Consider the following 13,729-nt stretch of genomic DNA (forward strand, 5'->3'; position numbering starts at 1 on the left):
CGACCCAGACCCCCTCACGGCGACTCCCCCTTGGCCCAGCACGACAACTCCCACGGCCCTCCCCGACGCCTGACCTTCGGCTTTCTGGACTTTGCCGCCGGCGGCGCCCAGGAGCTCGTCCTGACCGCCTGCCGACATCTCGACCGCGGCCGCTTCGCGCCCCACCTGCTGTGTCTTCGCGGCCGCGGACGATGGCTCCCTCGGGCCCGCCGAGCCGAGCTGCCGGTCGCCACCCTGGGACGCCTCGAAGGCTCCTGGGACGCAGCAGCGGTCTTCCACGCTCGCCGCCACCTGCGCCGCTGGCGAACCGAGATCCTGCACCTGCCGCTGTACTCGCGCGCATTTCCCTATTTCCGCCTCGCCGCCCGCCTCGCCGGCGTTCCTTTGGTCGTTGCCCATGAGCTCGGCAGACCGACCCCGCCTCGCCGCCGGCGGCGCTGGGCCGACGCGGCGTTGAACCGCGGATCCCGCTATCTGGCGACCTCCCGCTTCCATCGCCAGGAGCTGATCGCCGCCGGCATCGATCCCGCTTCGATCGCGGTGGTCTACAGCGGCATCGATCCGGCTCCCTTCGCCCACCTGCCGGCTCGCACCGCGCGCCAAGGGCCACTGCGCCGGCAGTACGCCATCGGCGAGCGGCCGGTCGTTCTGGTGCCCTCCCGGCTCCATCCCATGAAGGGCCATGTCGACTTGATCGCGGCTCATCGCCGGGTACAGCGCAAAGTCCCCGAAATCCGTCTCATCCTGGCCGGCGATGGACCCGAAAGGAGCGCCTTGGAGGCCGCCGTGGCGGCCGCCGGCTGCGGCGACAGCATCCACTTCTTGGGCCATCGCGACGATCTCCCGGCACTGCTGGCGGAAGCCGATGTCGTCTGCCTGCCATCCCATCGCGAGGGACTCCCGGCGGCCCTGCTCGAAGCCTACGCCGCCGCTCGACCGGTGGTCGCCACGGCCGTTGGGGGGGTCCCCGAGGCCCTCACCGACGGTCGCGAAGGGCGGTTGGTTCCGCCCCGGGATCCGGAGGCCCTCGCCGACGCCCTCAGCGAATTGCTGCGGGCGCCGGCGAGCGGCCAGGCCTGCGGTGCCGCCGGTCGACGCACCCTCACCGAGCGCTTCACCGCCGACCGCACCACCGCGGCCCTGGAGGCGCAGTATCTGGCCTGGTGGCAGGAAGCGCAGGGCGAGCGATGACCTCCGCCCGCTTGAGAACCGTCCTCCACCTGCGGGCCAGCAGCGGCTGGGCCGGCCCGGAGCGCCATCTCTGGGAGCTCGCCCCGGGACTGGCCACTGCCGGCTACCGCCTGCGCCCGGTCCTGCTCACCCGCCAGCCGGTAACGGCCTTCGAGCGCCTCGCCGAGCTCGATCCCTTGCGGGTCCCCGATCGCTTCGACGCCGCCCTCGACGCGGCCTGCGAAGCGCTCGCACCGGCTCTGGTTCACAGCCACGGCTACAAGGCGAATCACTGGGCCCTGCGGCTGGCGCGGCGGCACCGCATCCCGGCCGTCGCCACCTATCACCTGCACACCCGGAGCAGCTGGCGCCTGGTCCTCCACGCCCACCGCGACCGCCGCCGCTTGGCCCGCTTCGACGCCGTCGTCGACATCGCTGACCGCGGCCAACAGGACCCGGCCCTGGCGCGGGTCACCAGGGGGAGGCTGCATCGAGCTGTGAACGGTTTCGATGGCGCACGCTTCTCGGCCGGTCGCAGGCCCGGTCGCGACCTGCTGCGCGAGCTCGGCCTACCGGCGGACGAGCCTCGAATCGTCGGCATCGGCCGCCTCAGCCGGCAGAAAGGCTTTTCGACCCTGATCGCGGCCATCGCCCGCCTCGCGCCAGGCGTGCAACTGCTGCTCGCCGGCGAGGGTCCGCGACGCCGGGCCCTGGGCCGACAAGCCGAGCGGCTGGGGGTGGCAGAACGAGTTCACTTCCTCGGCCATCGCCGCGATGTCGCCGACCTGCTGACCATCGCCACGGTGGTGGCGCTGCCCTCGCGCCAGGAGGGACTGCCCTACGCCGCTCTCGAAGCGATGGCCCTCGGCCGTCCGCTGGTGACCACGCCGGTCGGCGGCCTGCCACGACTGCTCGACCACGGGCGCTGCGGCCGGCTGGTGCCGCCCGATGACGTCGAGGCCCTGACCCACGCCCTCGAGGCCCTCCTCGACTCTCCCGCGGAGCGACGCCACCTGGCCTCGCGGGCGCAGCAGCGGGTCGAGGAGCACTACAGCGCCTCGGCGATGGCACGCGCCGTCGCCGAGGTCTACGATCGCTTGCTCGCCGGCGGCGCCGGAGGGGCATCGTGAAGATCGCCATGATCGATCCCGGTGCCATGACGCCCTTTTATGACGAGGCCCTCTGTAGCGCCCTCGCCGCGGCCGGTGCCGAGGTCGATCTCTACACGGCGCCCTTCCCCCATCTCCCCCTGCCGGCGGCCCGCGGGTTTCGCCGCCATCATGCCTTCGCTCGGTTTCTCGCCACCAAACCTGGGCCGTCGGGGCAACGCTGGGCGCGGCGACTGCGCCGCGGCCTGGCCTACCCCGGCGACTGGCGGCGCTTGCGACGCCTCCTGGCCGAGCGACCGCCCGACGTCGTCCACCTGCAGTGGTCTCTGCTGCCGTGGCTCGACCGCGGCGCCCTGAAGTCGTTGCGGCGCCGTGGTCTGCCGCTGGTCCTGACCGCCCACAACGCCTTGCCGCACGACCGCCCGACGACGCGACGACGAGCCTGGGCCCGGCTCTGGTCGAGCGCCGATCACCTGATCGCTCCCAGCCGCTTCACCGCCGCGCGGGTCGCCGCCATCGCGCCGCAGACGGCTCCCCGCACTTCCGTCATTCCGCTCGGCGATCATCGCCCCTGGAGCAGGCCTCGGCACGGCCAGGCGGCGGCCCGGGAACGTCTCGGCCTTTCCCCCGACGCTCCCCTGGCGCTCTTTTACGGTCTCCTCAAGGACTACAAGGGAATTCTCCCCTTGCTCGACGCCTTCGCCCTCTGTCGCCAGCGCTTACCCGCCGCCCGGCTCGCCCTCTGTGGCGCTCTACGCAGCTCCCTCGGCGCCATCGAGGGCCGACTGGCGACCCACAGGCTCGAAGACGCCATCCATCGCCGCTTCGCCTACCTCTCCCTCGCCGAGACGCAGCTCTGGTTCGAAGCCGCCGACCTGGTCGTCCTACCCTACACGGCGGCCTCCCAAAGTATGATCCCGGCCATGGCCTACACCTTCGCCCGGCCGGTGCTCGCGACCGCCGTCGGCGCCTTCCCGGAGCAGGTCGTGAGCGGGGAGACCGGGGATCTGGTGCCAGCGGCAGATTCCCCAGCCTTGGGAGAGCGGCTGGCGGAACTGCTGGCGGATCGCTCCCTTTGCCACCGCCTGGGGGCCGCCGGCGCCGCCTGGGCCGAGCAGCGCTGGGCCTGGCCGACCATCGCCGCCGACACCCTCGCCGTCTATCGGAAGCTGAGGTGAGCACCCCCCACCAGACGCCGCCGAGCCCAACGGGCACGCCGTCAGCCCGCAACCGAGAGCCACACGTGTCGGTGGTCGTGCCGATGCTCAACGAGCGCTCTTCGATCGACGCCTGCCTCGACACCATCGCTGATCAGGATCTCGACGCGGCCTACGAGGTTCTGGTGGTCGACGGCGGTTCCCGCGACGGTAGTCGCGAGCGGGTCGCCGAGCGCTGTTCCCGAGATCCTCGCTTTCGACTGCTGGAGAATCCCGCCGGCCTGGTCTCGAGTGCCCTCAATCGCGCCATCGCCGTCGCGCGAGGAAACTTCCTGGTGCGCGTCGACGCCCACACTCTGCTCTCGCCGGACTACGTCCGCACCTGTCTCGCGGTGCTCGCCGAGACCGGCGCCGACAATGTCGGCGGCCCGATGCGACCGGTCGGCTCGACGGCCTTCGGTCGGGCCGTCGCCATCGCCATGGTCAGCCGCTTCGGCATCGGCACGGCGCCCTTCCGCTTCGCCACCCGCCGCCGCGAGGTCGACACCGTCTATCTGGGAGCCTTCCCGATGAATCTCTTCGACCGCCTCGGCGGTTTCGACGAGGGCTTGCTGCGCAATCAGGACTACGAGATGAACTACCGCATCTGCCAGGCCGGCGGACGCATCGTGGTCGACCCGGCCATCGACTGCCGCTACCTCACCCGCCCCGATGGCCGCTCCCTGTGGGCGCAGTTCTCCAGCTACGGCTTCTGGAAGTGGCGCATGCTGCGCCGCCATCCGAAATCGCTGAAGCTGCGCCAGCTGGCGCCTCCAGCCTTCGTGGCGAGTCTCGCCGGCGGCGGCGCCGGGAGCCTCTTCGGTTTGCTGTCGTCCCGGCCGCTGCTCGCCTGGGCGGCGCTGCTGCCGATCCTGCTCTGGTCGTTGACCGCCGCCCTCAGCAGCCTGTGGGCGCTGCGCCGGCACGCCCCCGCCACGGTGGTTCGCTTGCCGTTGGTCTTCGCCATTCTCCACCTCGCCTGGGGCTCGGGTTTTCTGCGCTCGCTGCTGACCCCGGTGCCAGCCGGCTCGCCTCCGGTCGCACCGGGGCCACCGCGAGCGACGCCTCCGGAGACGGCGTGAACCGGCGCCCCGCGGGCTGGCTCGAGGCCGTCGCCGGCCTCACCCTGGTCGGTGCCCTGCTGTGGACCAACCCCTACAGCTCCGAAGGCTTCGAGGGAAACCGCTTTCTTTTCCTCTGGCTGATGGCCCTGCTGGCGCTGCTGCCAACGATCCAGGACCCGCGTCGCACCCTGACCCTGCTGCAGCGCGATCCGCTGGCCTGGTCAGCGCTCCTCGTGGTCTCGGTGGCCGCCCTGAGCAGCGCCCTCTCGATTCTGCCGAGTCGCAGCCTGTGGGGAGTTCCTCCCCGCCTCCACGGCGCTGTCTCGATCACCGCCCTGGCGGTTCTCGTCCTCGCCCTGCGACCGCTGGCGAAGCATCCAGAGAGGCAACGTCGGCTCGCCGTCGGTCTGGTCTTCGGCCTCTGCGCGGCGGCCCTCTACGCCTTCTTCCAGCGCCTCGGTCTCGACCCCGTCGTCCTGGCCCGAGGTTGGCCCGACCGGGTCACCGGTACTCAGGGCAATCCCATCTTCTTCGGCGCCCTGCTGGCCCTTGGGCTGCCGTGGAGCGCACTGCTGCTGGCGCAAGCCACGACCACACGCCGGCGTCTCGCCCTCGGGCTGCTGCTGGCGCTCCAGGGACTCGCCCTGTTTTGGACCGCAAGCCGCGGACCCCAGCTCGCCGCCTTACTCGGCCTCGCCGCCGGCCTGGTGGCCGTCTACCGCGGCCCAAGGCTTCGTCGGCTGCTCGGTTTCGGCCTCGTCGCCGGCGTCCTCCTCGCCACCCTGTTGGCGATCACCGAACCGGGTCGGAGCTGGCGCACCGTCAGCGAGCGCCAGCTGATCTGGAACACCGCCCTCGAAACCTACGCCGAGGCGCCGGCGAAGCGAAAAGTCTTCGGCTTCGGTCCCGAGACCTTTCTCTGGGTGGTCAGCCCCCGGCTTCCGGCGGAGTTGCCGGCGCAAGCCGCCCGGCCGGACGCCACCTACGACCGCGCCCACCAAACCGGCTGGCAGCTCGCCATCGAGCAAGGCGCCTTCGGTGTGCTCGCTTGGCTCGCCCTGCTGGCGGCGGCGCTCCATCGACTGCTGCCGGCGAGCCGACCGCGTGCCTGGCTGCCCATTCTCGCCACCGGTGCCCTCGCCGGTGGCGGTCTCGCCCTCTGGCAAGCGCCCGCCCTCGTCGGCCTCGGCGGCGGCCTCGGCCTGCTGGCGGGGCTCGCTATCGTCCTGACGCGTCATCCTCGCCTCGCCCCCTTCCAGGCAGCGCTCCTCGGCACCTTGGTGGCGGCCTTCGTCCATGGCCTTTTCGCTCCCCGCACCGCCGGCACCGAAACCCTGCTGTTCCTTCTCCTCGCCGTCTTCGTCCCCCTCGGCCGCCGAGGGGACGCCGCGGACCGGGAGTCGGCCCCGCCGCCGGCCGAGGCGGCCCCGGCCCGCCTGCCCTTCCCCTGGATCGCCTTGGGTTTCACGGCCCTCGCCTTCGGCCTCTGGACGCCACCCCAGGAAGGCGCCGACGGTTGGCCTCACCTCGGCCTTCTGATCGCCCTTGTCGCGACCCTCCTGCCGGCTGCTCTCCTCACCGTCTCGTGGCGGCGCTGGATCCCCTGGAGTGCCGCCGCCGTGTTGGCAGCGATCGCCTGCTTCGGCGCCGCCCTCGAGGCTCCGCCTCGCACCTTCCACGGCCTCCTCCTCGCCACCCTAGTCCTCGCCTGCTGGGCCTGGGCCCGGCACCTGGCGCCGCCGGCCACCGCGACTCGCGGCCGCGTCGAGGACGCTCCACCTCACCGTCTCTGGAATGGCGCAACGGTGGCTCTGGCTTTGCTCGCCGGCGCTTGGCTGGTCGTCCCCAAGTTCGACGCCTTCGCCCAAATGCGCCGGGGCGATGCCGCCTTCGAGCAGCGCCGAATGGCGGCGGCGGCGGACTTCTATCGCATGGCGGTGGAGCGATTCCCCGACTGCGACAGCTGTCGCCTGGCGAGCTTCCGGGCCCGAATTCGACAGGGCGAGGAGCGCGATCTCGATGGCGAGATCGCCGCCGCCGAAAAGAGCAACCGCTTCGACGCCCGCTTCCCGCGCGAGCGCGCCTATCTCGCCGCGCGGCGTTCGTCGAGGGCCCGCGATCCCCAGACCCGAGCCCGCCAGGTGTCGCGCGCCGGGGAGCACTTCGCCCGCGCCGCCACCCTCGCACCGACGGACGCCCGACTGCGGCGGCTGTGGGCCAACCTCGAGCTCGAGCAGGGCCAGCCGCGGCAAGCCCTCGCCCTCCTCGACGCAGCCGTCGCCCTGAGCCCGAGCAGCGCCGACGGCCACCTGCTGCGGGCCCGCGCTCTGCTCGACCTGGAGCAAGCGACGGCTGCCGAGAGCGCCCTGCGACGGGCCCTCGAGCTCGATCACGAGCGGGTTCGGGACACCCTCGGCGCGATGGCCTCGGCCCAGCCTCCCCGCTGGCAGGCACTGCGCGACTGGGCTCTGCTCGCCGCCGCCCTCGGACGCCGAGAGGAGGCCCGTGAAGTGTTGTCAAGGGCCCGACGGCTAGCGCCGCCGGCCGCCGCCGCCGGCCTCGGCGAGATCGAACGGAGCCTGTTGGGCAGCGCGCCGGGGCCCACCTCGCCTTGAGGCCTCGCAACGGATCGGAAAGCCGGACCCTCCTGAGCATTCCAGGACGCCACCGCCTGGGTCGCGCCGCCCGCACTTTCGGGCATCATTTCGGCCACCGCCTCAGCCGATGGCGGCTGCGCCGCGCCCGCCGATCGGGACCCCGAGTGCTGACCATCGCGGGCTGGAACTTCCCGGTTCATTCCCAAACCTTCGTGTACCAGGAAATGAGCTCCCTGGCCGCTGCCGGTTTCGATCTCCACATGGCCTACTCCGGCAGGGGCGCCGGCTGGGAGCTCGACGACGCCTTCCGCGGCCTCGATCAGGCCAAGGTCTGGCTGGCCTCGGCCCCTGCGGTGGCGCGCCGGGAGCTCGAGAACTGGCGCCGGCGCGATCCCGACCGCCTCGCCGAGGTGATCGTCGACCTCGCCAGCGCCAGCGGCCTCGAGCCGGACCAAGTTCAAAACCATTGCGACTTCGGCCGCGGCCTGTTGTTCGCCCGCCTGGCGGAAGACCTCGGCGCTCACTACCTGCACAGCTATTTCTTCTACGAGGGCAGCCTGGCCTGCTTCGTGGCCGCCCGCCTCCTCGACCTGCCCCGAGGCATGACCTGCTACGCCGACCACCAGCTCGACGATTACGCCCTCAAAGCCGTCCGCCTCCAGCTCGCCGAGGCTTCCTTGGTGGTCGCCACCTCGCAGCGAGTTCGCGACGAGCTGCAAGCCCTGGCCCCGGAGATCGACGCGGGGCGTCTGCTGGTCAAACCCAACGCCGTCGATGGCCGGCGTTTCTCCCCGGTGCCGCGCCGACCACCCTCCGGGTCTCGGCCTCTCCGGCTGCTGTCGGTGTGCCGACTCGAGCCCAAGAAGGGCCTGCCAACACTACTGGAGGCGGTCGCGCAGCTGCCCTTCCCTTGGCGGCTGCGCCTGGTCGGGGGCCGCGACGGCGGTGCCCCGGACCACGCCGCCGAGCTACAGCGCCAGGCGGAGCACCTCGGCATCGTGCAGCAGGTGGACTTCCTCGGTGCTCAGCCGACGACCGGCGTCTACCGAGAGCTGACCGAGGCCGATGTCTTCGTCGCCCCCTATGCCGCCACTACCAGCGGCGACAAGGACGGCATCCCGACCAGCCTGATGGAGGCGATGGCCACCGCCCTGCCGGTGGTGGCGACCCGCGAAGGCTCGATTGCCGAGCTGGTGACCCACGACCACGACGGCCTGCTGGTGCCGGCGCGGGATCCGCGGGCCCTCGCCGCCGCCCTCACCCTCCTCCAAAGCGATCCCGATCGCCGCCACCGGCTGGCGGAGGCTGCCGCCGAGACGATTCGTCGGGGCTTCGACGTTCGGGTCTGCGAACCGCTCTTCCATCGCCGGCTGCACGCCCTGCTGTCAGGCACCGGTGCGCTCGATCACTATCGGCAGGGCGAGGCGATAGAGGAACCAGCCGACGGGAAGGAGTAGAACAACCAGGCCAATCGCCGCGTTCAGCTCCCAGGACCAAGCCGTCGGCCGACCGAGCACCAGCAGATCGCGCGTCAGGGAGAGCAGTGGACTCACCGGATTGAGGCGCATCAGCACGGCCAGCGGGCCTTGCCCCGGCGCCTGGTAGAAGACCGGCGTCAGGAAGAGCCAGAGCAGTGTGACCGCCTGCAGCGTGCGCGAGACATCGCGGTAGAGAGCGGCGAAGGGCGCCAGCAGCAGACCCAACGCGGTGCCGAGAGCGAGGAGCGCCGCCAGCGCCAAGGGTGCCGCCAGTAGTCCCCAGCCGGGGCGAACGCCGAGCCAGGCCAGGGCCGCCACCACCAGCAGCATCTTGACTGCCAGATGGACCAGCACCCGGCCGAGGCCCGCCAAGATGAAGGCCTCCGGCGGTAGATCGAGCTTGGCGAGGGTCGGGAGCTCCCGACCGAGGGTCTCGATCTGGACATTGAGCGCTTCCAGAAAGGTCTGCCACAGAACCACCCCGACCAGCACGAAAACCGGGAAGGCCATGGCGAGGGGACCGGGCTGAAGCAGCTCACCGCGCTGCGCCAGCAGCGCCCAGAGCACCAGGCCGAGGGGCGGTAGGAAGAGCAGCAGACCACCGAGGAGCGATGGTCGCAGATCGGCGGCAAAGCCCCGCCGCAACCACAGGCGAGCCATCGGCGGCGCCCGCCGCAGATCGCGCAACATGCCTCGCCAGAGCTGGCGGTGGCTCGAGCGGCCGTCGTAGACCCGCTTCACGAAACCCCCTCGAGGCGCTCATCGAGCCAGCGCCAGACCGGCCAGTCGCGGTCCCCCCAGTGGTGGTAGACGTGCACCAGGAAGGGCTCAACCCAGTCTTCCCGTCCGCCGAGGGAGAATCCTCGCCGGGGGTCGAACTCGAGATCCGGCCGCTGGTAGTCGGCCAGAAAGTTGAACTCGATGGGCAGGGTGCTCTGCCCCTCGAGGCCGAGAGACCAGGCCGCCGCCACCAGGGTTCCCTGGTCACGGTCGAGCCAGTGGGAGTCGTCGAAGATCTCGCAGGTCATGCGGTGCCAGCGTTCGAAAAAAGGGTCCGCCTCGGGCCCGAACAGGAAGACGCCGCCATTCCAGTGCCGCCAGTCGCCGTCGGCGATGGTGATCCCGAAGCGCTCGGCGATGGCGCGGCGCAGATGATCGCAGCGGCGGTGAAAGACCTCTTCGCCGCCGCCATCGAGCCAGCGTTCCCGCGCGCCGTCGTGGCGGAACTCGCTGCTGGCGGCGACGTGCCAAGGCACATCCCGCAACACGACGCGGCCCTGGCGGTCCAGCCAGTGACGCTCGGACTCCTGCCAGTGGACGTCGAGCTGACGGCGAATCCGCTCGGTCACCGGGCCGAGGTGAGCGTCGATGACCAGGTTGGGATCCCGCCGACGCCACAGCTCCCAGGTCTGCTGCAGGCCGATGCGGCGCAGCACGCGCGTGATCATGCCCCAGGCGAGGGCGATCGGCCGACCCTCGAAGCGGCCGAGATAGTCGCGCAGCTGATCGCGCCGCCAGGCGATCTCCGGCGGCGGCTCAAGGTAGCGGCGCTCGTGGCGCTCAAGGGCCTCCTCCACCTGCCGGCGCAGCGGGCGCAACTCCGGTTCCACCGCCTCGAAGGACTGGATCAGCGCGTCGAGCTGGCGCGCCCGCGCCTCCTTCTCGGCGTTCCAACAGCCGCAGTCGACGGCACAGGGACTGAAGTAGTCCAGGCGGCAGTGATCGGAGACGAAGACGGCCGGCGCGAAGTCGTAGAGAAAGACCTGCTCGACGCCAGGTTTCACCGCCAGCACGTCGGCGTCGAGATAGCAGTAGCGGTAGGTCGGATCGAGGTGCTTCGGCAGCGAGGTCTTGAGCCAGATGGCGGCGCGGCGGTGGTCGAGGGCCTCCGGCGTCGCCACCTCGACGACCCGGTGGTGGCGGATCGGCCGCTGGTTGCGACCGGCATCGGTCACCACCACCACCTCCCGGTCGGCGAAGCGAGCCAGATGTTCCAAGGCCCGATCGAGCTGGTCGAGATATGCCGACTCGCCGCACACCGCCAGCACGAAGCGTTCGCGCGCCCTCATGGCGCCACCCAGCGGCGGTACCAGAGCTCGAGGACCAGTAGCTTCCAGAGACGCCATGGTCCACCCCGCTCGAGGAGCGTCGCGAGGCCGCCGGCAGAGAACCAGCGGTCGCGTACCAGGGCCGATCGCCGCAGCAGGTCGAGCCAGCGTCCGCCGACCCGGTAGTAGCGGTCCGGACCGACGAAGCCCTGCTTCGGCCGCGCCGGCGGCCGCGCCGGCAGCAGGCGGCGCAACAGCTCCGCCAGCAGCGGCTTCTGCTCTCCCCGGCGCCAGAGCTTCTCGGCCGGCAAGCGGAACACGGCGTCGAAGAACCGCTGATCGAGAAACGGCACCCGGGCTTCGAGGGAGGCCGCCATGCTCGCCCGGTCGACCTTGGTGAGAACCAGCTCCCCCATGAAAGAGCGCAGGTCGAGCCAGCGCAGCCGTTCGAGGAGAGGTCGGTCCGCCACCGCCTCGGCACAGGCGCGGTAGAACCAGTGGGGGTCCGCCGGAATCGCCTCGCGGTGGCGTGGATGAATCAATGTCGCGAGCTCATCGCCGGCGAAGGATCCCATCGCCATGGCCTCGCCGTAGAAGGACACCAGATCTGGCGGCGACTCTCGGGCGGCGAGACGATGGTGCCAGTCATAACCTCCGAAAAGCTCGTCGGACCCCTCTCCGGAGAGCACGCCCTTGACGTGGCCACCCGCCAGGGCACAGACCGCGAAGGTCGGGATGGTCGAGATGTCCGCCAACGGCTCGTCGAAAACAGTCGCCATGCGCTCCACCAGGGCCAGGCTCTCGGGACCGAGAAGCCACTGGCGATGGGACAGTCCGAGGCCCGCGGCGACGGCCGCCGCGGCGCCGTGCTCGCTGGCTGGCCAGTCGGAAAAACCCAACGAGAAGGTCGGCAAGGAGATGCCCCGGCTGGCGGCGCTCGCAACCATCGCGGCCGAGTCCATCCCGCCGCTCAGCAGCGACCCGACGGCGACATCGGCGGTGCCGTGGGAAGCAACCGCATCGGCCAGCAATTCTCCGACCTCGACGCTGGTGGCCGCAGCCTCCATCGACCGCGAAGGGGGCTGCCAGTGGCACCACAGGCGCAGAGATCCGCCGGCGGGCTCGAAGGTCAGGGCGTGGGCCGGAGGCAGCTTCGCCAGGGAGCGCCAAATGCACTTTGGGCTGGGCACGAAACGGTAGACCAAGAAGTCGCAAAGGGCCCCGGCGTCGGGCTCGGCAGCAATCTCCGGATGCGCCACCAGCGCCCGCGCCTCGGAGGCGAAGGCGAAGCGGCGGTCGTCCCGGTAGTAGTAGAGCGGCTTGATCCCGAAGCGGTCGCGGGCCAGCACCAGCCGCCCTCGCCGCGCGTCCCACAGGCCGAAGGCGAACATGCCCTCGAGCTTGGCGAGCAGGCCTTCACCCCAGGCCTCCCAGCCGTGCACCAGCACCTCCGTGTCGCAGGCCGAGCGAAAGCGATGGCCGAGAGCCTCGAGCTGCCGCCGCAGCTCACGAAAGTTGTAGATCTCGCCGTTGAAAGTGACCTGCAGCGCCCCGTCCTGGCTCGCCATCGGCTGCCGGCCGGCGGGCGAGGGATCGCACAGGGCGAGGCGCCGGTTCCCCAGGGCGACCGCCGCCGTCGGCGACAGCCAGGTGCCGGCATCGTCCGGCCCGCGGTGGCTCAGCAGATCGCGCCGTCGATCGAAGGCCACCGCGTCGATGGCTCCGGCCAGCGCGATCTCGCCAATGATGCCGCACATGATCAGGCCCTCTCGCGACTCACTGCAGGTTGCGTCCGATGGTCGGCAAGTCCTGGCCCATGCGGCGCAGTAGCCGCGGAAAGAGCAGCAGGTGGAGCGGCAGCAGCAGCAGCCAACGACCATCCGTAGCCGCCAGGATGAGAATCAAGATCGGGCCGATCCACTCCTCGTAAAAATCGTTCAGGAACCAGAGGAACTTGAGCCGACGGTAACGCTTCGGCAAGGACCAGAGCTTCCAAGCCGAGAACTTGAGGAAGGTGAAGACCAGAAACGCCACGAACCCCCACCAAGCCGGCGCCAGCACCACCAGAAGAACCGACAGGGCGACAATCTCGAGGGGCAGTAGCCCGCGGTTGATCGCCGACAGAACGGCCAGTGGAGGACGACGCGACAACAGCGTGCGGACCGCTGCCCGACGGTCTCGCTTACGGTCTTCGATCTGGTGCAAAAGGATATTTCTCAGCCCTTTGGCGAGAGACCACAGGACCACCGCCAGGGCCACCGGAGCGACGCCCGGTGCGGGTGCGAAGACCAGCAGGGTGATGGCGACCGGCAGGACGTGTCCGTAGAGGGCGTCGGCGATCACGCCGAGGAGACCGCGCTCCTTGAGGCGAAGCGGCGGAACGCTGTAGGCGACCAACAGGGCGAGCTGCAGCGCCAACAACAGCGACGCCGCCGGCGGCGCCGCGAGCAACGTCCAGCCGAGCAGCCCAACCAACAGCGAAAGCACCACCAGTGCCCGGTGCTGGGCGGGGCGCAGGAATGCCGCCCGGCGGCGCCCGACGCGCCGATCCTGCTCGGCATCGGCCAGATCGTTGAGCAGGTAGCCGAAACTGGCCAGCGCGACCAGCGCCACCAGAAACCAGGGGAGTCGCCGTGCCAGCGTCACCGCCTCGGCACCGAGCACCAGGCAAGCGTAAAGGCAGGCCAGAATCACCGGCACCAGGTGAGGCCACCAGTCCCCGAGGCGCAGCAGCGCCACCAGGGATCGCGCCGCGGGCACGGCCCTCTCGCGGCGCAGCGGGTCGGTCTCTTCGGCGCTGATCACGATGCCGCGGATCCTATCCGGCCCTCACCAACGGCGAAACATCTCCGTACCCGACCGAGGCGGTTTTCGCATTGCCTGCAAGGATCGGCGCCCCAGCATCACATCCCGAACGGACGATCGAGCAGTTCTTTTGCAGGCTGCTGAAAAACTCATCGGCAACCTGCGACCGAGCCCAGAAGGGCTCGGCGGCGGCTCAGCCGCCGCGACGGGAGAGGAGGCCCAAGAACCGCGCTTCTTGGGCCGGAGAGGGGCTGCGCGCCCC

The 13,729-nt window shown here is 70.8% G+C and carries 10 protein-coding genes; 6 read left to right on the top strand and 4 right to left on the bottom strand.

Annotated features, from left to right (window positions below):
- The first annotated feature begins 30 nt into the window (after window positions 1-30).
- The 6 genes from AAF604_09485 to AAF604_09510 all read left to right on the top strand — a co-directional run bounded on the left by AAF604_09485 (window position 31) and on the right by AAF604_09510 (window position 8,593).
- Entirely contained in the window at window positions 31-1,191 is a 1,161-nt protein-coding gene (locus AAF604_09485) for a glycosyltransferase (GenBank protein ID MEM7049882.1), read from the top strand.
- Window positions 1,188-2,300 (top strand): glycosyltransferase family 4 protein, encoded by a 1,113-nt coding sequence (locus AAF604_09490; GenBank protein ID MEM7049883.1) that lies wholly within the window; start codon window positions 1,188-1,190, stop codon window positions 2,298-2,300. The genes AAF604_09485 and AAF604_09490 overlap by 4 nt, the downstream gene beginning before the upstream one ends.
- Window positions 2,297-3,457: a glycosyltransferase family 4 protein gene (locus tag AAF604_09495; protein ID MEM7049884.1), complete on the top strand. Its 1,161-nt coding sequence runs from the start codon at window positions 2,297-2,299 to the stop codon at window positions 3,455-3,457. The genes AAF604_09490 and AAF604_09495 overlap by 4 nt, the downstream gene beginning before the upstream one ends.
- Entirely contained in the window at window positions 3,454-4,557 is a 1,104-nt protein-coding gene (locus AAF604_09500) for a glycosyltransferase family 2 protein (protein ID MEM7049885.1), read from the top strand. Before AAF604_09495 ends, AAF604_09500 begins: the two co-directional genes overlap by 4 nt.
- Window positions 4,554-7,154, top strand: a complete 2,601-nt coding sequence (locus AAF604_09505) for an O-antigen ligase family protein (protein MEM7049886.1) — start codon at window positions 4,554-4,556, stop codon at window positions 7,152-7,154. Before AAF604_09500 ends, AAF604_09505 begins: the two co-directional genes overlap by 4 nt.
- Before the next feature lie 146 nt (window positions 7,155-7,300).
- Window positions 7,301-8,593: a glycosyltransferase family 4 protein gene (locus AAF604_09510; GenBank protein MEM7049887.1), complete on the top strand. Its 1,293-nt coding sequence runs from the start codon at window positions 7,301-7,303 to the stop codon at window positions 8,591-8,593.
- On the opposite strand, the gene AAF604_09515 is transcribed toward AAF604_09510, so the two are convergent.
- The 4 genes from AAF604_09515 to AAF604_09530 are packed head-to-tail and all read right to left on the bottom strand — an operon-like array spanning window position 8,522 to window position 13,467.
- Window positions 8,522-9,355: an ABC transporter permease gene (locus AAF604_09515; GenBank protein ID MEM7049888.1), complete on the bottom strand. Its 834-nt coding sequence runs from the start codon at window positions 9,353-9,355 to the stop codon at window positions 8,522-8,524. The genes AAF604_09510 and AAF604_09515 overlap by 72 nt on opposite strands.
- Window positions 9,352-10,683 (bottom strand): hypothetical protein, encoded by a 1,332-nt coding sequence (locus AAF604_09520; protein ID MEM7049889.1) that lies wholly within the window; start codon window positions 10,681-10,683, stop codon window positions 9,352-9,354. Before AAF604_09520 ends, AAF604_09515 begins: the two co-directional genes overlap by 4 nt.
- A complete protein-coding gene (gene asnB, locus AAF604_09525) occupies window positions 10,680-12,419 on the bottom strand; it encodes an asparagine synthase (glutamine-hydrolyzing) (protein MEM7049890.1) in 1,740 nt (579 codons plus the stop codon). The genes AAF604_09520 and asnB overlap by 4 nt, the downstream gene beginning before the upstream one ends.
- 19 nt (window positions 12,420-12,438) lie before the next feature.
- Window positions 12,439-13,467 (bottom strand): UbiA family prenyltransferase, encoded by a 1,029-nt coding sequence (locus AAF604_09530; protein MEM7049891.1) that lies wholly within the window; start codon window positions 13,465-13,467, stop codon window positions 12,439-12,441.
- Between the last annotated feature and the right edge of the window lie 262 nt (window positions 13,468-13,729).

The sequence above is a fragment of the Acidobacteriota bacterium genome, assembly GCA_039028635.1.
Taxonomy (GTDB): domain Bacteria; phylum Acidobacteriota; class Thermoanaerobaculia; order Multivoradales; family JBCCEF01; genus JBCCEF01.